The organism is Marivita sp., from assembly GCF_020055635.1.
Lineage (GTDB): Bacteria > Pseudomonadota > Alphaproteobacteria > Rhodobacterales > Rhodobacteraceae > Marivita.
The window spans coordinates 58,754-76,939 of record NZ_JAIPUT010000015.1 but is presented as its reverse complement, the minus strand read 5'-3'; the positions used below and the strand labels follow the sequence as shown (position 1 = coordinate 76,939).

Annotated in this window: 17 protein-coding genes; 4 read left to right on the top strand and 13 right to left on the bottom strand. The window is 64.5% G+C overall.

The window, feature by feature from the left end; genetic code table 11:
* Window positions 1–84: 84 nt before the first annotated feature.
* The 9 genes from LCF60_RS09740 to LCF60_RS09700 form a co-directional block, all read right to left on the bottom strand.
* Window positions 85–351 (bottom strand): amidophosphoribosyltransferase, encoded by a 267-nt coding sequence (locus LCF60_RS09740; protein ID WP_292291439.1) that lies wholly within the window; start codon window positions 349–351, stop codon window positions 85–87.
* Window positions 352–447: 96 nt separating this feature from the next.
* Window positions 448–1,905 carry an amidophosphoribosyltransferase gene (gene purF, locus LCF60_RS09735; protein ID WP_292291460.1) on the bottom strand — a complete coding sequence of 486 codons (1,458 nt, stop codon included), beginning with the start codon at window positions 1,903–1,905 and terminating at the stop codon, window positions 448–450.
* Window positions 1,906–2,042: 137 nt separating this feature from the next.
* A complete protein-coding gene (locus LCF60_RS09730) occupies window positions 2,043–2,615 on the bottom strand; it encodes a CvpA family protein (RefSeq protein ID WP_292291437.1) in 573 nt (190 codons plus the stop codon).
* Between the two features lie 33 nt (window positions 2,616–2,648).
* A complete protein-coding gene (gene radA / locus LCF60_RS09725; protein ID WP_292291436.1) occupies window positions 2,649–4,016 on the bottom strand; it encodes a DNA repair protein RadA in 1,368 nt (455 codons plus the stop codon).
* 57 nt (window positions 4,017–4,073) lie between these two features.
* Complete coding sequence (locus LCF60_RS09720; protein ID WP_292291435.1) at window positions 4,074–4,907, bottom strand: DNA repair protein; 834 nt, start codon at window positions 4,905–4,907, stop codon at window positions 4,074–4,076.
* Window positions 4,908–5,073: 166 nt separating this feature from the next.
* Window positions 5,074–5,514 carry a paraquat-inducible protein A gene (locus LCF60_RS09715; protein ID WP_292291434.1) on the bottom strand — a complete coding sequence of 147 codons (441 nt, stop codon included), beginning with the start codon at window positions 5,512–5,514 and terminating at the stop codon, window positions 5,074–5,076.
* A 3-nt stretch (window positions 5,515–5,517) separates the two neighbouring features.
* Entirely contained in the window at window positions 5,518–5,931 is a 414-nt protein-coding gene (locus LCF60_RS09710; RefSeq protein ID WP_292291432.1) for a hypothetical protein, read from the bottom strand.
* Window positions 5,918–6,955 (bottom strand): alanine racemase, encoded by a 1,038-nt coding sequence (gene alr / locus LCF60_RS09705; protein WP_292291431.1) that lies wholly within the window; start codon window positions 6,953–6,955, stop codon window positions 5,918–5,920. Before alr ends, LCF60_RS09710 begins: the two co-directional genes overlap by 14 nt.
* 115 nt (window positions 6,956–7,070) lie before the next feature.
* Window positions 7,071–8,561: a replicative DNA helicase gene (locus LCF60_RS09700; protein ID WP_292291430.1), complete on the bottom strand. Its 1,491-nt coding sequence runs from the start codon at window positions 8,559–8,561 to the stop codon at window positions 7,071–7,073.
* A 265-nt stretch (window positions 8,562–8,826) separates the two neighbouring features.
* Here LCF60_RS09700 and LCF60_RS09695 point away from each other — a divergent pair, with 265 nt between their 5' ends.
* The gene (locus LCF60_RS09695) at window positions 8,827–9,546 is read left to right on the top strand and encodes a vWA domain-containing protein (protein WP_292291429.1); all 720 of its coding nucleotides are present in this window, start codon (window positions 8,827–8,829) and stop codon (window positions 9,544–9,546) included.
* Here the strand turns inward: LCF60_RS09695 and LCF60_RS09690 are convergent.
* The 4 genes from LCF60_RS09690 to LCF60_RS09675 all read right to left on the bottom strand — a co-directional run bounded on the left by LCF60_RS09690 (window position 9,509) and on the right by LCF60_RS09675 (window position 13,574).
* A complete protein-coding gene (locus LCF60_RS09690; protein ID WP_292291427.1) occupies window positions 9,509–10,183 on the bottom strand; it encodes an orotate phosphoribosyltransferase in 675 nt (224 codons plus the stop codon). The genes LCF60_RS09695 and LCF60_RS09690 overlap by 38 nt on opposite strands.
* 209 nt (window positions 10,184–10,392) lie before the next feature.
* On the bottom strand, window positions 10,393–11,433 hold the full coding sequence (gene pyrC / locus LCF60_RS09685; RefSeq protein ID WP_292291425.1) for a dihydroorotase: 1,041 nt from the start codon (window positions 11,431–11,433) through the stop codon (window positions 10,393–10,395).
* A 39-nt stretch (window positions 11,434–11,472) separates the two neighbouring features.
* Window positions 11,473–12,417, bottom strand: coding sequence for a phosphoadenosine phosphosulfate reductase (locus tag LCF60_RS09680; RefSeq protein WP_292291423.1), 945 nt, complete (start codon window positions 12,415–12,417; stop codon window positions 11,473–11,475).
* Window positions 12,418–12,518: 101 nt separating this feature from the next.
* Window positions 12,519–13,574: a glycosyltransferase family 2 protein gene (locus LCF60_RS09675; RefSeq protein ID WP_292291422.1), complete on the bottom strand. Its 1,056-nt coding sequence runs from the start codon at window positions 13,572–13,574 to the stop codon at window positions 12,519–12,521.
* Between the two features lie 150 nt (window positions 13,575–13,724).
* Here LCF60_RS09675 and LCF60_RS09670 point away from each other — a divergent pair, with 150 nt between their 5' ends.
* The 3 genes from LCF60_RS09670 to LCF60_RS09660 all read left to right on the top strand — a co-directional run bounded on the left by LCF60_RS09670 (window position 13,725) and on the right by LCF60_RS09660 (window position 18,143).
* Window positions 13,725–14,633 carry a MoxR family ATPase gene (locus LCF60_RS09670; RefSeq protein WP_292291420.1) on the top strand — a complete coding sequence of 303 codons (909 nt, stop codon included), beginning with the start codon at window positions 13,725–13,727 and terminating at the stop codon, window positions 14,631–14,633.
* Between the two features lie 61 nt (window positions 14,634–14,694).
* A complete protein-coding gene (locus LCF60_RS09665; RefSeq protein WP_292291418.1) occupies window positions 14,695–15,945 on the top strand; it encodes a VWA domain-containing protein in 1,251 nt (416 codons plus the stop codon).
* A 128-nt stretch (window positions 15,946–16,073) separates the two neighbouring features.
* Complete coding sequence (locus tag LCF60_RS09660; protein ID WP_292291417.1) at window positions 16,074–18,143, top strand: OmpA family protein; 2,070 nt, start codon at window positions 16,074–16,076, stop codon at window positions 18,141–18,143.
* The last annotated feature ends 43 nt before the right edge of the window (window positions 18,144–18,186 follow it).

Here is an 18,186-nt window from a genome sequence, read left to right as displayed (position 1 = left end):
GTTTTTTATTGGGGGCGCTGCCCCCGTCGCGCAAGCGCGACTCCCCCGGGATATTTTTGAACCAGAGAAGATCAGGCCGCAGCGTCAGGACCGAGGCGCGGGCATTTCAAGCCAATGGGCGGTGCCGTTGCGGGCCAGCGCCACGCGGCCGTCTTCGATGGCGACGACGGTTTGTCCCTGGACCCTGTCACCGCGGGACACCGTGGTGGTCTTGCCGCCGCGCAGTTTCAGCAGGGCGTTCGGGTCGTCTTGGGGTCCGAAGGTGCCCAGAAGGGTCAGTGCGCCGCCAAGGTCGCTTGTGGTCTGGGTCGCTTGCCGGGCAACCCGGGGCGGGGTGGGATTTTGCGCCATTGTCCAGGCCTCTTTGTTTCCGATGGCCGCCAGATGACGGGCATCGGGGACAATGGGAAGCCGGGATGTTGCGCCTGCGCGGAAGGTCGCCGAGATTTACTCGGCGGCCTTCATCTGGAAGCCCTTTTCCAGCATGTCCGATGGTTCCACCGGGTATTCCCCCGAGAAACACGCATCGCAATATTGCGGTGACTTGGGGTCGCGGCCCGACGCCTCGCCCACGGCGCGGTAGAGGCCGTCGAGCGAGATGAACTTGATGCTGTCCACGCCCAGATGGACGCGCATTTCCTCTTCCGACATGGTGGCGGCCAGCAGTTTTTCGCGCTGTGGCGTGTCCACGCCGTAAAAGCAGGGCCAGGCCGTGGGCGGGCTTGCGATGCGGAAATGCACCTCGGCGGCGCCGGCATCGAGGATCATTTCCTTGATCTTGCGGCTGGTGGTCCCGCGCACCACGCTGTCATCGACCAGCACCACGCGCTTGCCCTTGATCAGGGCGCGGTTCACGTTGAGCTTGAGGCGGACCCCCATGTTGCGGATCTGCTCGGTCGGTTCGATGAAGGTGCGGCCCATGTACTGGTTGCGGATGATGCCCATGCCGTAGGGGATGCCGCTTTCGTGCGCATAACCGATCGCGGCGGGCGTGCCGCTGTCGGGGACCGGGCAGACCAGATCGGCCTCGACCGGCGTTTCGCGGGCCAGTTCCACGCCGATCTGGCGGCGGGTCTCATAGACCGAGCGGTCGCCGATGATGCTGTCGGGGCGCGAGAAATAGACATGTTCGAAGATGCAGAAGCGTGATTTCTGGGGGCGGAACGGGCGGATCGACTCGACGCCGTGTTCGGCGGTGATCACCACCATTTCGCCGGGGTCGATTTCACGCACATATTCCGCGCCGATGATGTCGAGCGCGCAGGTTTCCGAGCTGAGCGCCCAGCCATCACCGATCCTGCCCAGCACGAGCGGGCGGACGCCCAGCGGGTCGCGCACGCCAATGAGCTTGGTCCGGGTCATGGCCACAACCGAGAACGCGCCTTCGACCCGACGCAGCGCGTCTTCCATCCGGCTGGGGATGTCCCGCTGAAGCGAGCGCGCCATCAGGTGAATGATGCATTCGCTGTCGGACGAGCTTTGGAAGATCGATCCGCGTTCGATCAGTTCGCGGCGCAGGGCGACGGCATTGGTGATGTTGCCATTATGGGCAATCGCCGCGCCGCCCATCGAGAATTCGCCGAAGAACGGCTGCACATCGCGAATCTGGGTCGGGCCTTTGGATCCGGCGGTGGAATAGCGCACATGGCCGATGGCCAGTTCGCCGGGCAGGGTTTCCATCAGTTTCTGGCTGGTGAAATTGTCGCGCACATAGCCGAACCGGCGGGCCGAGTTGAAGCCGTGTTCGGGATGATGGCTGACGATCCCGCCGGCCTCTTGGCCGCGATGTTGCAGGGCATGAAGGCCAAGCGCGACGAAGTTCGCCGCATCGGTCACCCCGACAACGCCGAATATTCCGCATTCTTCTTTCAGCTTGTCGTCGTCAAAGGGATGGGCGGGGGGCATCTGGGTGTCGGACAAATCGGGACTCCGAATCCGTGGCAGAGGTTGTCACCCTCTTAAGGCCCATGGCGACCGGTGTCACGAAACTATCATGTTCCCGCGACGGGTTCACGGATCTTTGTCCGCCCGACGGATCCTGATCAGGCATCGCTGTCGCCAGGTGCCTCGCAGACACCGACCAGTTGCTCGTATTGGGCGGTGATCCAGCCAAGCGCCTGCTCGGGGTTCTGGTTTTCGATCTGGCCGGTGAAGCGGCTGAAGACCACCGCGGACCGACTGTCGTTGATCATCGCCACATCTTGCGCCGTGACCACGACCTCGTAGACGAAAAACGCCACGGCCACCAACAGCACACCGCGCGCCACGCCGAAGAGGAAGCCCAGTGCCTGATCGACGCCGCCCAGAGCAGAGCGTTGCACCAGCGACGAGAAGAGCGGCGTGAAGAAGGACATGATGACCAGCGCGATGGTGAAGACGGCGGCAAACCCTCCGATCACGCTCAGTTCGCAGCTGCCGCTCATGAATTCGCCGATGACCGGGATTTCGGTCATCAGCGGTCGCAGCTGCGGGCCGAACATGAAACCCAGAATCGCCGCCGCGACCCATCCCAGGATGGCCATCGCTTCGCGGACGATACCGCGCGAATAGGCCAGAAGCGCAGAGAGAACGATGACGACGGCGACCACGCCGTCAATAATGGTGAACCCTTCCATCGGTCCCTTGCCCTTCTTTTTCTTTGGATGGCGCTAACCTGCGCCGAACACATCACCAACAAAACTGGCCAAAGCATCGATCTCGGTGACAGTCATCCCGTCACGGGGCACCGATTTCCCACCCTTTGGCACGATCGCGGCGGTAAAACCAAGTTTTTCCGCTTCTTTCAACCGGTTTTCGGTCTGGCCCACGGGGCGCAGCGCGCCCGACAGGCTGATTTCGCCGAAAACCACCGTCTCGGCGGGCAACGCGATATCCTCGCGCGCGGACAACAGGGCCGCCGCCACGGCCAGGTCGGCGGCGGGCTCGGAGACCTTCATTCCCCCAGCCACGTTGAGATAAACGTCCATTCCGGCAAACGGGATGCCACAGCGCGCCTCGAGCACCGCGAGGATCATGGCCAGCCGTCCACCATCCCAGCCGACCACGGTCCGGCGCGGTTGGCTGTGTGGCGTCGGGGCCACAAGGGCCTGAAATTCCACGAGAACCGGACGCGTGCCCTCAATCCCGGCAAAGACCGCCGATCCCGGTGACGGGTCGCCGCGTTCCGACAGGAACAGCGCAGACGGATTTGACACTTCGGCCAGTCCGCCGCCCGTCATCTCGAAGACGCCGATTTCATCCGCCGGGCCAAAGCGGTTCTTCACCGCGCGCAGGATGCGGAACTGGTGGCCACGTTCGCCTTCGAAATAAAGCACCGTGTCGACCATGTGTTCGACGACGCGTGGACCGGCGATCTGGCCGTCCTTGGTGACATGGCCGACCATGACGATCGACGTGCCGCGCCGCTTGGCGAAACTGGTCAGCTCATGCGCCGAGGCGCGGACCTGCGCCACGCTGCCGGGGGCGGAGGCGACATTGTCGGCCCACATGGTCTGGATCGAGTCGATGATGGCAAGATCGGGCTTTTCGTTTTCCAGCGTCGTGAGGATGTCGCGCAGGTTGGTTTCGGTCGCCAGCTTGACCGGCGCTTCACGCAGGCCCAGCCGGGCTGCGCGCATGCGGACCTGGGCGCTGGCTTCTTCGCCCGAGATATAGACCACCTTGAGACCAGCATTTGCAAAGGCCGCCGCCGCCTGGAGCAGCAGGGTCGATTTTCCGATGCCCGGATCGCCACCGACCAGCAGCGCCGAAGCCGGCACCAGCCCGCCGCCCAGCACACGGTCCAGTTCGGCAAGGTTCGACGTGGTGCGCGGTGGCGGGGCTTCGGTGCCCGACAGGTCGCCCAGCGGCAGGGACCGCCCCTTGGACGCACCCAGCGTCCTGGCGGCCGGACCGGCGGCCAGCGGCACCTCTTCGACGATCGAGTTCCATTCGCCACAGGCATCGCAGCGCCCCGACCATTTGGTCGTGGAATTGCCACAGGTCTGGCAGACAAAGGTTGCGCTGGTTTTCGCCATGACGCCGCTTGTGACGCAAGCCGCGCGGGCCTGCAAGCGGCGCTGTCCTGTCCTGGTTTATTCGGCGGCGCGCCGCGCCAGAAGTTCGACGATCCGGTTGTCGTCATTGTCCATATAGCCGCCGGGGTCGTCCCACTGATCCGACGGGTTCGCCGACGCAGGCACCTTGCGCTCGGGGATACGCGGCGCGTCCTCGGCGCCCTGCAGGTCCGGCAGGATCTCGGACAATTCCGCGTGCAGGCGGTTCAGCTGTGCCTGCGCCACGCTTTCCTCAAGTTCGACCGTGTCGATCCAGACCCGCATTTCGGCGGCGGTGGCCTTGGCCGCGTCGAGGCGGGTGTTGAATTCGTCGATCTCCTGCTGGCGCTGGATCAGGAAGTCGCGCGCCCGCGCCACGCTGCGGTCGGAATAGGTCTGGGCCAGGTCCCGGGACACGTGGCTCATCTGGCTGGCGACCTCGAGAACCGACGGTTCCAGTTCCGCCAGGTCGGGATGATCGCGCAGGAACGCCATGCGCTCGCGGACCGAATCGAATTCCGAACGCATCCTGAACACGCCGTCCCGGTCCGCCGCGTGTGACAGCCGGTAGGCGCGGGCGACGTCTTCCATGCAGATCTGAAACCGCCGATGCGAGGTTTCGAGCGCCATGATCCGGGCATTTGCCGGCAGGAAGGCGCAAAAACCAAAGACCAGCGCCGTCAGGCCGATCTGTACGACCGGTCCGGCTTGCGGATAGGCGACGCCCCCGAATGTTGCGGTCATCTCGAGCCAGGGCGCGTGTCCGAAAGCACAGGCCAGCGTGTAGCCCAACAGCCCCAAGCCACTCGCGGCGAGCGTCAGGAACATCAGCCTCTGGGCAAGCCAGCCCGTGGACACAACAAGCGAACGCATCGCACCAATCATCGCAAACCCCCGCGCAACCATCTTAAATGTCAGCAACATCGGCAAGTTTATGCCGAAGGCGGCCGAGGACATACTGTTTTTTAACCATTTTCCATTGCGAGGCCGAAGATGTGAACAATGGGCCTGAGGCTGCCGAATTGTTTCCGCTGCAAGATCAATCCTGCGTGCGGCGTGTCTCGGCGATGCCAATACCCAGGGACACCAGGATGCAGCCGGTGAAGAGGTAAAGCCCCCAGGCGGTCTCGATCCGCCCGATGCCGATTCCCTTGACGATGGTGACATAGATCGCGATCAGGAACACGTCGGCCATGGCCAGCTTGCCCAGAAACGTCAGGGTGGGCAGGACGCGGCGGCTCAGATACCCGAACTGGATCAGGGCCAAGCCGATGGTTTTGACGTAAGGCGCAAAAAGCGCAAACACGGTCACGATCAGGGCCAGCACGATATCGGTGCCCCAGAGGGCCTGAAGTCCGGTCAGCACGCTGATTTCATTTAGCCCGAAGAGCGGCAGCAACCCCGCCCGCATCAGTGGCGCGGCCCAGGCGAGGGGATAGAGCACCAGAAGCGTCAGGTTGATCCACTTGAGGGCGGCCATGTCCTAGAGCCGCGTCGCGATCCAGAGGCCCAGAAAGGCCAGCACACCCACGGCATGCAACAGGTCGATCCAGCGCCACCGTCGCGCCGGGATCCCGAGGCTGGTGGCGAATATGGCCGAGGCGACCAGCGGCAGGGCCAGCCCGCCGCCCATCGCCAGCGCTCTTGCGATGTCGCCATAAAGCGGCACCGTCTGAAGCCCGAGCGCCGGGGCAAACGTGGCAAAGATCGCGGCGGCGCAGATCAGCAAGGTGATCAACGCAGGCATCCGCGCCATGCCACGACCGCCGATCAGGCGCAGTAGCGCCAAAAGGGCGAGCAGTTCGAAATACACGAAACGCTGGACGAAGATATAGGCCAGAAGGACCGGGGAGGGGTCGAAAAAGCTCATGACGGGCGCGGCGTCATCCGCCGACATACCGACGGGCATAGCGCCCACCAAGCGATGTCAGGATCTCGTAGCCGATCGTGCCGGCCGCATCCGCCAGCATGTCGATGGATTGATGCCGCCCCAACAACTCGACCGTTTCGGGCATCTTGGTGATCGCGCTCACATCGACGCCGATCAAATCCATCGAGATCCGTCCGACGATCTTGCAGCGGGTCTCGCCCGCCCAGACATGCGCCTTGGGGCCCATCGCCCGAATGATGCCGTCCGCGTAACCTGCCGATATCGTGGCGATCCTGCCGGGCACCCGCGCCACCCAGCTGTTGCCATAGCCCACGGATTCGCCGGGATTGACCTCGCGCACCTGAATCACCGGGATCGCCAGCGACACGACGGGACGCGCATCGACAAAGGGCAGGCCGCCATAAAGCCCGATGCCGGGGCGCGTCATGTCGAAATGGTAATCCGGCCCGAGGATCGTCCCGCCGGTCGCGGCAAGCGAGCGCGGTGCGTCGATCCCGTCGGTCATCTGGCGGAAGGTCTGAAGCTGAAAGGCGTTCATGCCATGCGCGCGTTCATCGGCGCAGGCCAGATGACTCATCACCAGTACGGGCTTCTGGCTCAGGGCGATGTCGCGCAGGGCGGACCATTCGGCTGGCTCCATCCCCAGCCGGTTCATCCCGCTGTCAAGCTGGACGCCAAAGGGGTGGCCGGGCAGCGCTTCGACATGGCGCAGCATCTGGTCGATGGAGTTGATCATGGGGACAAGGTTCGCATCCCGGATCAGCGCCGCATCGCCCGCCATGTGCCCGCCGAAGACGCAGATCGTGACGTCAGGGCCAAGCACGTTGCGCAGCGCGACACCCTCTTCGGCCAGCGCCACGAAAAACGTCCGCGCGCCTGCGTCGGCCAGAGCCTTGGCGACGGGTTCGGCACCCAGCCCATAGGCATCGGCCTTGACCACGGCGGCGGTTTCGCCCGCGTTCATCTGCGCCAGAGCGCGCCAATTGGCGCAGATCGCACCAAGATCAATTGTTAGTAAAGACTGTGCCATGCGCGGTGTTTGTGCATGTCTGACCAATCGGTCAAGCGTGAAAAAACCCCGGCGCGGCTTTGTCTCGGGGATGCGACGAATTTGATGTGGGGCAGGACCGGTCCCGCCCCGCGCGTCACATGTCTTCGACGCCCTGTTGCCAGGGTTTGACGAGGTTGCCGAAGCGCGTGAACCGGCCTTCGAAGCTCAGTTCGACCGTTCCGATGGGGCCGTGGCGCTGCTTGCCGATGACGACCTCGGCGCGCCCGTGCAGGCGCTCCATCTCGTCTTGCCACGCGGCCATCTTTTCGAGCTCGTGTTCGCCCGGTTTCTCGCGTTCCTTGTAGTATTCCTCGCGGAACACGAACATCACCACGTCGGCATCCTGTTCGATCGATCCCGATTCCCGCAGGTCCGACAGTTGCGGCCGCTTGTCCTCGCGGCTTTCCACCTGGCGCGACAGCTGCGACAGCGCGATCACCGGGATGTCCAGTTCCTTGGCGATGGCCTTGAGTCCCTGCGTGATCTCTGAGACCTCGTTCACGCGGTTCTCGCCCTTGCCGGTTCCCTTCACCAGCTGAAGGTAGTCGACCATCAGCACGTCGAGCCCGTGCGTCCGCTTCAGGCGGCGGGCGCGGGCGGCAAGCTGGCTGATCGGCAGGGCAGGCGTGTCGTCGATATAGAGCGGGCACGCCTCGAGCGACTTGGCGGCTTCTACGAAGCGGCGGAACTCGGCCTCGGTCATGTCGCCGCGTCGGATCTGTTCGGACGGCACTTCGGAGGCTTCCGACAGGATCCGCGCGGCCAACTGCTCGGCGCTCATTTCCAGCGAATAGAACCCCACGACGCCGCCTTCGACCGTCCCCTCGGTGCCGTCGGGACGGACGCCCTTGCGATAGGCCTTGGCGATGTTGAAGGCCACGTTCGTCGCCAGCGACGTCTTGCCCATCGACGGACGTCCGGCGAGGATCAGAAGGTCCGACTTGTGCAGGCCCCCGAGCTTGCGGTCCATGTCGACCAGCCCGGTCGAGATGCCCGCCAGCCCGCCTTCGCGCTGATAGGCGGCATTGGCCACGTTGACCGCATCGGTGACGGCCTTGAGGAAGCTTTGGAACCCGCTCTCGCTGCGCCCCTGTTCGGCCAGCTTGTAGAGCGCCTGTTCCGCCTCGACGATCTGTTCTCGCGGTTCCGACGCCACATCCACCTTGGCGGCCTTGGCGCTGATGTCCCGTCCCAGTGCGATCAGGTCCCGGCGCACGGCAAGGTCGTAGATCATCTGCGCATAGTCGCGCACCGCAAACGAACTGATCGCCGCCCCGGCCAGGCGTGCCAGATAGGCCGGGCCACCCAGCTCTTTCAGGCCCTCGTCATCCTCCATGAACGCCTTGAGCGTCACCGGGGAGGCGAGGTTGTTCTTGGCGATCCGCGCCGAGGCAATGTCGAAGATGCGCGCATGCACCGGGTCGTAGAAATGTTGCGGCCCGATGATCGACGCCACCCGGTCGAATACATCGTTGTTGGTCAGGATGGCGCCCAGAAGCTGCTGCTCGGCCTCGATCGAGTGCGGCATCGTTTCGGGGTTCTGGATTTCCGCGCCGGTTGGATTGAAGGCGGTTATTTCATTCATGGTTTTCCCCTGCTGCACCGAGACCCGAGGTAGCGACATGTCCGGCACAGGGCAAAATGTATAACCTGTGGAAAAGCCGCGGGTTCGGTATCAACGCTTCATCTTGCGACATCAGGGCCATTCAGGTCAATATCTGGTGTGGATCTCGACTCACTGTGACGCAGGTGACACGCAGCAAGCCGCCTGTTGCCAGAGGTGACCCGGCGTTTGCAGCATCTGTCGGCGCGTGCGACGCTGAGGTGACCCTGGGAAAGGCGCGTGCAAGATGAAAGCGATTCTGAACGCTGTGGTTGTTGGCGCTATCGGGATGGCCCCGGTGCAGGCGCAAGAGACCTGCACCCGCGACGCGATGGTGGTCTTCGACGGGTCGGGTTCGATGGCCGAGATGGGGTTCAACCTGATGGACGAGCCGCGAATCTTCGACGCCCGCCGTGCGCTGCGCAGGGTGATCCCGCAGGTCGCGCCGGTACGACGGCTGGGTTTGGTGACCTACGGCTTCGGACGGCGGGACGGCTGTGCCAGCGTGGTGGTCCGCTTCCCGCCCGAATCGGATGCGGCCGATCGGATGCTCTCGGAGATCGACCGCTTGCAGCCGGCGGGGGAAACCCCGCTGACCGACGCGATCGCCGCGGCGGCGGAGGTGCTCGACTACAAGACCAGGCCGGGCGAAATCGTGCTGGTCACCGACGGCAAGGAAACCTGCGGCGGTGCGCCGTGCCAGTTGGCGGCAGAGCTGGCGGCGGGCGCGGACATGATTGTGCACGTCATCGGCTTTCGCGTGCGCGGTGCGCATTTCGCCTGGCCGGACCAGCCGCAGGACATGATGACAGAGCCGGTGGCGCGCTGCCTCGCGGATCGCACCGGAGGGCTTTACGTGCAGGCCGAAACGCTGGACGACCTTATCGGCGCGCTGCGGCAGACCCTGGGGTGCCAGATCCTCAGCGGGGTTACGCCCGCGCGTCCTGCCACGCGCGGGGTGCTTTGAGGAACGCCTCGACCTCGGTCAGGGTCGCGTCGTCGAACGCGCCTTGCGCGCGCGCCTCGGCCAGCACGTCCCACCAGGTGCACAGATGGTGCAAGGTCACGCCGTGATCGCCAAGGGTCTTGGTGGTCTCGGGAAAGATGTCGTAATAAAAGATCACCGCCGTATGGCCGCAGGTGGCCCCGGTTTCCCGGATCGCGTCCACGAAGCTCAGCTTCGATCCGCCATCGGTGGTCAGATCCTCGACCAGAAGCACGCGCTGGCCTTCGGTCATCGCCCCTTCGATGCGGGCGTTGCGGCCATAGCCCTTGGGCTTCTTGCGGACATAGGTCATCGGCAGCGCCATGCGCTCGGCCACAAGTGCGGCAAAGGGGATGCCCGCCGTTTCGCCGCCTGCGATGTTGTCGAACGCCTCGAACCCGGCGTCGCGCATCACCGTGACGGTCAAGAAATCCATCAGGGTGGAGCGGATGCGCGGAAAGGAAATCAGCTTTCTGCAGTCGATATAGGTCGCGGACGGCAGGCCGGAGGCAAGGATGAACGGATCCTCGGGCCGGAAATTCACCGCCCCGATCTCGAGCAGCATCCGGGCGGTCAGGCGGGCGATGTCTTCGGCGGGCGGGTAGGATGAGGGGATCATGCGGGCTCCGTCTTTTGCATGGCTCTAGCGGGTTTCCTGGAAGAGGAAAAGAGTGTGCAGTGGACTGTCGGGAAGCTTGAGGGCGGCAAGACGCGCAGGCCGAGACTTGCGGCGCGCGCGGAACGGAAACCCGCATCGCGAGAATCGCGAAATTCCGCGACAGGATCCGGTCTGGCAAGGCTGCGATGGAGCGGTGAACGACGCTGGCGCTAAGGCTCCACCCGCCAATGCAACGGATAGCCGGGATCGAACACCGTGACCGGGCCGTCCTCGGTTTCGATCCGGGAAGGATATGCCACCGGGTCGCCCCGGGTCAGGGTGATGGTCCCCTCATTGGCCGGCAGGCGATAGAATTTGGGACCGTTGATGCTGGTGAAGGATTCCAGCCTGTCCAGCGTGCCTTCCTCTTCAAAGACCTGCGCGAGGATCGACATCGTGTTGGTCGCGGTGAAACACCCGGCGCAGCCGCAGGGCAGCAGCTTGTTCGCGTCCGTGTGCGGCGCGCTGTCGGTGCCCAGGAAAAAGGTCGGATCGCCACTGGTCGCGGCGCGGCGCAGGGCAATCCGGTGTTCTTCGCGCTTGGCGACCGGCAGGCAATAGTAATGCGGCTTGATCCCTCCGGCGAGGATGTGGTTGCGGTTGATCACGAGGTGATGCGTGGTGATCGTGGCCCCAAGGTCCGGCCCGCCTTCGGTGGCGTATTCGACACCCTGCATGGTGGTGATGTGTTCCATCACGACCCGCAGACCCGGCGTGGCGCGGCGGATCGGGTCAAGCACGCGGTCGATGAAGACCGCCTCGCGATCAAAGATGTCGATCTCGCTGTCGGTCACTTCCCCATGGACGCAAAGCGGACAGCCGATCTCGGCCATCTTTTCCAGCACGGCGCGCACCTTGTCGAAATTCGTCACGCCGGATGCGGAATTGGTGGTGGCGCCTGCCGGATACAGCTTGACCGCGGTGATCAGGCCGTCGGCATAAGCGCGGGCCAGGTCGTCGGGATCGGTGTCCTCGGTCAGGTAAAGCGTCATCAGCGGCGTGAAGTCGGCTCCCTTGGGCAGGGCGGCCAGGATGCGGTCGCGGTAGGCGGCGGCATCGGCGCCCGTTACGACGGGCGGCACAAGGTTGGGCATGATGATGGCACGGGCGAAATGGCGCGCGGTTTCCGGGGCCACGGCGCGCAGCATTGCGCCATCGCGCAAGTGCAGATGCCAGTCATCGGGGGTGCGGAGTGTCAGCGTATCGGTCATGCGCCGGGCGTAACACGACCTTCTGTCACGCGCTAGGCTTCACTCGGCCGCGGTTTCGCCGATACGGGCCTGCTGCATCGACTTGAGTTTGCGTCGGTAGCGTGGTGCGCCAAAGGCGTCGACGATATAGGCACAGACCGCTTCGGCCATGTAGGGCTTGTCCTTTGCCTCCAGCGCGCCGAACAGCTTCTTGCAATAAGTCACGTTTTCGCGGCGCTTGCGGTAAAGCCGTGCAAAAAGGTTGTCGTCCAGCGTGCCATTCGCAGCGCTTGTGACAAGCGGCACAAGGGTCCCCATCTGGCTGAAATAGGCCTGCATGCCGCCGCCAAGGTGCCGGGCACGGAAGCGTTTGATGCCACCGCGTTCGAACAGCGCGGCATGCATCGCGTCAAGCGGCCGCTCGGGATCGTAGAGGACAAAAGCCCTGCCAGCCGCCTCGAGCATGTCCGGGGCAAAGCCGTAGCGGTCGGTGAAATCCGTCTTGCGCATCTGCACGAAGCGGTCGTCCCATTCGGTGACGCGCGGATCAAGCGTTGCCTGCGGTTCGAGGGCGACCACCGTGGCGCCGGGCGCGGCCACGGAAAAGGCGCAGGCGGCATAACCACAGGGTCCGGCCCCGAAAAAGATCACCCGGTCGAAATCCTCGAAAAAGCCGTCATCGGTCATCTGGTCGAAAAAACCGTAAACCTCGCCATCGCGGAACCACGTGTCGCGGTTGCTGAGGACGCTCAGGCAGGACCAGTCATTGGCAAGCGCCAGGTCGAATCCGACCGGTCGGGCCTGTTCGGACAGGGCCTGGATCGCGGGCAGCGATTCAAAGCTCACCAGCAGGGTGTCGCCCTTTTCGATGAAGGCGGCATTGTGGTGCGCGCCCAGCGGTTCGAAGAAGCCATGCTGATCGCCAAGCGCCTTCATTTCCTGAAGCCACTGCGCCGGACGCAAATCAGTCAGGGTGACTGTATAGGGCTCGAAACCGTCCTGCATGATCCACGTGTCCTCGTATCTGCGCGCCTGTTGACAGGTCTTTGATTGCCGCAAGACCTACGTGCGGAATTTGGCAGAATTGAGCCAAAATGCAGGGGAGTCTATGAAGATTGATCGTCGTTTCGTGCCGCTGCCCGCGCGCCCTGCAACAGCATCCTTGCAGCCTCGACCGGCACGGGTCGCGACGGCGGTGACATGAGGAGCCGCCCGTAAAGATCGCGGTAGCGGTCTTCTTGCAACAGCTGCCGCAGGCGCTCCTTGCGCCAGGCCACGGCGCGTCCGTGCAGGTCGCTAAGGGTTGGATCGGCGGCAAGCCTGTCCCGGATCGGCCGGGCTCGATCCCAGAGCGGCAGGGCGGATCGGTCTTCCTCGGTGCCCAGGTTGCGCTCGACCCAATAATCAAGGCCAAGCCTGTCCTCGCTATGCACCGCGCGGCCGCGGTCGGCTTTGAGCAGATAACTTTCCACCGCGCCCAGCGGGTAATGATTGAGCTGCACCAGATCATGTTGCGGCAGGGTGTAATCGGAAAAGATGCGGCCATTGGCCATGTCGGGGGGCAATGCACGGCCCGCACCATCGTACCAGCGCGCCTCCGCCAGGCGGTCTTCCACCGGGTTGCGAGGACGGTGCACCCCAAGGTTCCGGTAGGTCCTGTCATTGCGATAGAGCGTCTTGAACATCGCCGCGCGCCACGGCCATGCAAGGATGCGCGGCCCCGTGCGGATGAATAGCACGGGCACGGGCGCGTCCTCATAGGTCACGACGCCAGCATTGCCGAAATTGCGCCATGTGAGCGTGATCGCCGTCGCTTCGGGCAGGGCACCAATCAACGCGGGAAGGGTGCGGTCGCCGACATGAACGGTCACGAACTCGTCGATATCCAGCGCCACCAGCCAATCCGCCTTCTTCACCGCCTCGGTCTTGCCCGCCAGCTTCAGCCCGCTGAACTGGATGCCGCCCTTGCCATAAGGTGCGGCGTTGCGGAGATGCGTCAGCCCGCCCAGCGCCTGCAATCGGTCGAGCATGGCATCGGTGCCATCCTCGCACTCGTTCGACACCACGACGAAATCGCTGACGCCCGCGCTGCGGTGCCACGCCAGCCAGTCGAGCAGGAACGCCGCCTCGTTGCGGACACACAGAACGGCGGTGATGCTCACGGAACAGGGGCCTGCACACTAGGAAATCAATGCGCCAAATCTGTCAGGTCGCACGTTGCGCGTCAATTCAGGCGCGTCACGTGCGACCTTGGCGCTATTGACCTCGGGGGTAGCCACGGGGCAGCAAGGCCTGTGACAAAGGAGCATCCCATGCAGACACCCGACAGTATCGACGCCGTTCAATCCATGCTGGCCGACACCGGCTATGTCTGCGGACGGGCGCTCGCCACCGTGGTGTTCCTGTCGCTCAAGCTGGGCCGGCCGCTGTTTCTGGAAGGCGAGGCGGGGGTTGGCAAGACCGAAATCGCCAAGGCGCTCGCCGCCTCGCTGGGTCGCAAGCTGATCCGGCTGCAATGCTACGAAGGGCTGGATGCCTCAAGTGCCGTCTACGAATGGAACTTCCCGGCCCAGATGATCGCCATCCGCACCGCCGAGGCGTCGGGCACTGCCGACCGCGACATGCTGCAACGCGAGCTGTTTGGCCCCGATTTCCTTGTCGAACGCCCGCTTCTCGAGGCGATGCGCCCGGATGCCAATGGCGCGCCGGTGCTGCTCATCGACGAATTGGACCGCACCGACGAGCCGTTCGAGGCGTTCCTGCTCGAAGCCTTGTCCGACTTTCAGGTGACGATCCCCGAGATGGGAACGATCACCGCGCCAGAGCCGCCCATCGTGATCCTGACCTCGAACCGCACCCGCGAAGTGCATGACGCGCTCAAGCGCCGCTGCCTTTATCACTGGGTCGATTACCCGAATTTCGACCGCGAACTCGAAATTCTGCACGCCCGCGCGCCCGAAGCCTCCGCCACGCTCAGCCGCGAGATCGTCGCCTTCGTGCAGCGCCTGCGCACCGAGGACATCTTCAAGAAACCGGGTGTCGCCGAAACCATCGACTGGGCCAAGTGCCTGCTGGCGCTGGACGTGATCGACCTGTCTCCCGAGCTGATTTCCGACACGCTGGGCGCGATCCTGAAATACCAGGACGACATCCAGAAACTGCAGGGATCCGAAGCCAAACGCCTGCTCGATGAAGCCAAGGCATCTCTCGAACCGGCATGATGCTTCTCTGGTTCAAAAATATCCCGGAGGTCTGGAGGCAGAGCCTCCAGTCGGCCATGTAATGGCCGAATACATCCCCCTCGAACTGCCCGAAAACCCACGTCTGGCGCAGAACATCATCCACTTCGCGCGCGCCCTCCGCCGGGCCGGTCTTCCCATCGGCCCCGGCCGGGTGATCGACGCCATCCGCGCGGTCGAGGCGGCGGGGTTCACCGAGCGGATGGATTTCTTCTGGACGCTGCATGCCTGTTTCGTGAACCGCCCCGAACACCGGGTGATCTTTGCGCAGGTCTTCCGGCTTTACTGGCGCGATCCGCGCTATCTCGAACACATGATGTCCTTCATGCTGCCCGCCATTCGCGGCGTGCAGGAGGAAAAATCAGCCGCGTCCGGTGAAAAACGCGCCGCGCAGGCGCTTCTGGACGACAATCTGCCTGACGTGCCAGAGGCCGAGCAATCCGAAGAAGGCACCGAGATCGAGATCAAGTCGACCCTTACCATGTCGACCGAGGAAAAGCTGCGGACGCTGGATTTCGAACAGATGAGCACCGCCGAGGTGGCCGAGGCCAAGCGCATGCTGGCCCGCCTGACCCTGCCGGTCAAACCGATCCCGTCGCGGCGCGGCACCGCGTCAGTGCTGGGCAAGCAGGCGGATTTCCGGCGCACGCTGATGAAATCCATGCGCCATGGCGGCGAGATCCGCTCTATCGCCCGCAAGACACCGCGCCCGCGCTGGCCCAATCTGGTGGTGCTCTGCGACATCTCCGGTTCCATGAGCCAGTATTCCCGCATGGTGCTGCATTTCCTGCACGCCGTCGCGAACGAGAAAGGCGCGGGCTGGGCCAAGGTTCATGCCTTCACGTTTGGCACGCGCCTGACGAACATCACCCGCCACCTGGCGACGCGCGATGTGGACGCAGCGCTCAAATCCGCCGGCGCCGAGGCGCAGGATTGGGAGGGCGGCACGCGGATCGGTCAATGCCTGCATGATTTCAACCGCGACTGGTCGCGGCGCGTCATGGGGCAGGGCGCGGTCGTGCTGCTGATCACCGACGGGCTGGACCGTGACGCGTCCGGCGCGCTGGAAAAGGAAATGGAGCGGCTGCATCTCTCGTCGCGCCGCCTGATCTGGCTCAACCCGCTGCTGCGCTGGGACGGGTTTGCGCCCAAGGCGACCGGCATCCGGGCGATGCTTCCGCATGTGGACAGCTTTCGCGCCGGGCATTCGATCCAGTCGCTTGAAGAGCTGGCAATCGCCATATCCCGCCCTGACGATCCGGGCGAAAAGGCGCGATTGATCGGGATGCTGTGAGGGCCGTTCTGTCCGGCCTCTGGATGCCGGGCCGCTGAGCGGGCGTCCGCCGGGGCGCCGAGCAACCAAAATCCTGCGCGGTGCGTTCTCTCCTTAAGCCCAGATGGGCACAGGACAAGGAGACCACGATGAAACCGCTCAATCTCATGACGGCTTCGGCCACGGCGCTGACCATCGCGCTGGGCGGGCCGATATCGGCGCAGCAGATGAACGGCGCGCTGCCTCCGGGCCAGATGACGCAGTTGATGCAGGCATTGCAGACGCTCTGCGCAGCCGATGCCCCACAGCCGGACGCGCTGGACTGCGATCTTGTCCAGACGGCGCAGGGCGACCCGGCGATGCAGCGCGAAGTTCTGACCATGCTCGAAGACCTGAACGAAGCCGGGGTCACTCTGGACGGGGTCGATGCCGAGCGGCTGCTGGAAATGGCAAACCGCACCGAAGCCGGAGCGGCCCCGGACGCCGAGGCTGCGGCAGCGGCGGAAACCGAGGGTGAGGAAATTGAGACGGCAGAAACCGAGGCAGCGGAAACCGACACGTCCGACGAGATTGTTGGAGACGTGCCAGCCGAGACTGCCGTGAACGGGTCGGATGTCGCCACGGACGATGATGACGCCACCCCGGCGGAAGCCGAAGCCACGGCAGAAACCGAGACAACGCCAGAGACCACGACAGAAGCCGAGGCCCCGGCTGCGACGGAAGTCGAAGAACCGGTCACCGGTGCAACTGAGTCAGCCGAGACCCCGACCGGAGACGCGGAAGGCGACGATCTGGCAGCCGCGCTCGAGGCCGATGCGCAGGCGGAGGCCGACACCGAAACTGCCGCGACCACCGAACCGCCGGTCGGCGACACCGATGTGGCGGCGCAGGATACCGCACCGGCAGCGGATGCCGAGACCGGCGGTGCAGCCGCCGAAGCAGAAGCAGATGTGGCAGCCGAAACCGATGCCACCCCGGAAGAGGACCAGACCGCAAGCGCGGATGCCGAGACCGCCGGTGACGCGGGCGCGCCGGAAACTGCTGCGGACGCCGAAACTCCGGTCGCCGAGGTCGAAGAGCTGGACCCGCAGGCGCAGGCCGATGCGGCGGCCGCCGCCGATACCGCAGGGGTTGCTGCCGCGGCGGCCGCCGGTGCCGACGCGACCGGCGCGGAACCCGAAGCGGTTCAGGAAACCGTCACGCAAGAGACCGTGCGCCAGTCCAGCGAGGATTTCGCGACCGACGTCACGCAGGCGCCCGCTGATGCGTCCGAACAGGAAACCGAGGAAGCCCGCACCGACGAGGACGACGACGACGGCGGTCTCGATCCGATCATCCAGGGCGGCATCGCAGCCTTCGGTGCGGCCGTGCTGGCCGATATCCTGAGCGGAGATGATCAGGTCGTGTCGAACACCGGCGACCGCGTCGTGGTCGAGAATGACGGTCAGTACCGCGTCTTGCGCAATGACGACGTGCTGTTGCGCCGCCCCGGTGCCGATATCACCACCTACGAATACGATGACGGCTCCACGCGCAACGTGGTGCGATATGACGACGGCACCGTCGTGGAAACGGTTCGTGCGGCAAATGGCCGGGTGCTGCGCCGCACGCGAACCTTGCAGGACGGAACCGAAGTGGTCCTGTTCGACGACACGCAGCAGACCGAAGAGGTCGTTGTCAACGATCTGCCGCAAACCTCGGACCAGCGCTCGGGCAGCGCGCGCATGGTCTACGATGACAGGACCGACCAGGCTGCGCTCGAGCGTGCGCTTGCGGCCCAGAACGCTTCGCAGGTGAACCGTCGTTTCTCGCTCAACCAGGTGCGCAACATCGATGCGGTCCGCGAACTGGTCCCGCAGGTCAGCGTGAACACGATCAACTTTCAGACCGACAGTGCCGCGATTCGGGCCGAGGAGGCCGAGGAACTGCGCGCGCTGGGCACCGCGATGCGCGACATCATCGAACGCAATCCCGGTGAGGTGTTCCTGATCGAGGGCCATACGGATGCGGTGGGCGATTATGCCTACAACCTTGCCCTGTCGGACCGGCGTGCGGAATCGGTGGCGCTTGCCCTGACCGAATATTTCGATGTCCCACCCGAGAACATGGTGCTGCAAGGCTACGGCGAAAGCGACCTTCTGGTGGAAACCAGCGGGTCGGAACGCGCCAACCGCCGCGCCGCCGTTCGCCGGATCACACCGCTTCTGCAAGGCGGTTGATCCGGACCCGGTACACAGGTCATGGCCCTCCCCGGACGCGGGG

What these genes read in the sequence shown, in the direction of transcription:
- LCF60_RS09740 (WP_292291439.1), bottom strand. Translation starts at nt 351, where the DNA reads ATGGCGCAAAATCCCACCCCGCCCCGGGTTGCCCGGCAAGCGACCCAG.
- purF (WP_292291460.1), bottom strand. Translation starts at nt 1,905, where the DNA reads ATGCCCCCCGCCCATCCCTTTGACGACGACAAGCTGAAAGAAGAATGC.
- LCF60_RS09730 (WP_292291437.1), bottom strand. Translation starts at nt 2,615, where the DNA reads ATGGAAGGGTTCACCATTATTGACGGCGTGGTCGCCGTCGTCATCGTT.
- radA (WP_292291436.1), bottom strand. Translation starts at nt 4,016, where the DNA reads ATGGCGAAAACCAGCGCAACCTTTGTCTGCCAGACCTGTGGCAATTCC.
- LCF60_RS09720 (WP_292291435.1), bottom strand. Translation starts at nt 4,907, where the DNA reads ATGCGTTCGCTTGTTGTGTCCACGGGCTGGCTTGCCCAGAGGCTGATG.
- LCF60_RS09715 (WP_292291434.1), bottom strand. Translation starts at nt 5,514, where the DNA reads ATGGCCGCCCTCAAGTGGATCAACCTGACGCTTCTGGTGCTCTATCCC.
- LCF60_RS09710 (WP_292291432.1), bottom strand. Translation starts at nt 5,931, where the DNA reads ATGTCGGCGGATGACGCCGCGCCCGTCATGAGCTTTTTCGACCCCTCC.
- alr (WP_292291431.1), bottom strand. Translation starts at nt 6,955, where the DNA reads ATGGCACAGTCTTTACTAACAATTGATCTTGGTGCGATCTGCGCCAAT.
- LCF60_RS09700 (WP_292291430.1), bottom strand. Translation starts at nt 8,561, where the DNA reads ATGAATGAAATAACCGCCTTCAATCCAACCGGCGCGGAAATCCAGAAC.
- LCF60_RS09695 (WP_292291429.1), top strand. Translation starts at nt 8,827, where the DNA reads ATGAAAGCGATTCTGAACGCTGTGGTTGTTGGCGCTATCGGGATGGCC.
- LCF60_RS09690 (WP_292291427.1), bottom strand. Translation starts at nt 10,183, where the DNA reads ATGATCCCCTCATCCTACCCGCCCGCCGAAGACATCGCCCGCCTGACC.
- pyrC (WP_292291425.1), bottom strand. Translation starts at nt 11,433, where the DNA reads ATGACCGATACGCTGACACTCCGCACCCCCGATGACTGGCATCTGCAC.
- LCF60_RS09680 (WP_292291423.1), bottom strand. Translation starts at nt 12,417, where the DNA reads ATGCAGGACGGTTTCGAGCCCTATACAGTCACCCTGACTGATTTGCGT.
- LCF60_RS09670 (WP_292291420.1), top strand. Translation starts at nt 13,725, where the DNA reads ATGCAGACACCCGACAGTATCGACGCCGTTCAATCCATGCTGGCCGAC.
- LCF60_RS09665 (WP_292291418.1), top strand. Translation starts at nt 14,695, where the DNA reads ATGGCCGAATACATCCCCCTCGAACTGCCCGAAAACCCACGTCTGGCG.
- LCF60_RS09660 (WP_292291417.1), top strand. Translation starts at nt 16,074, where the DNA reads ATGAAACCGCTCAATCTCATGACGGCTTCGGCCACGGCGCTGACCATC.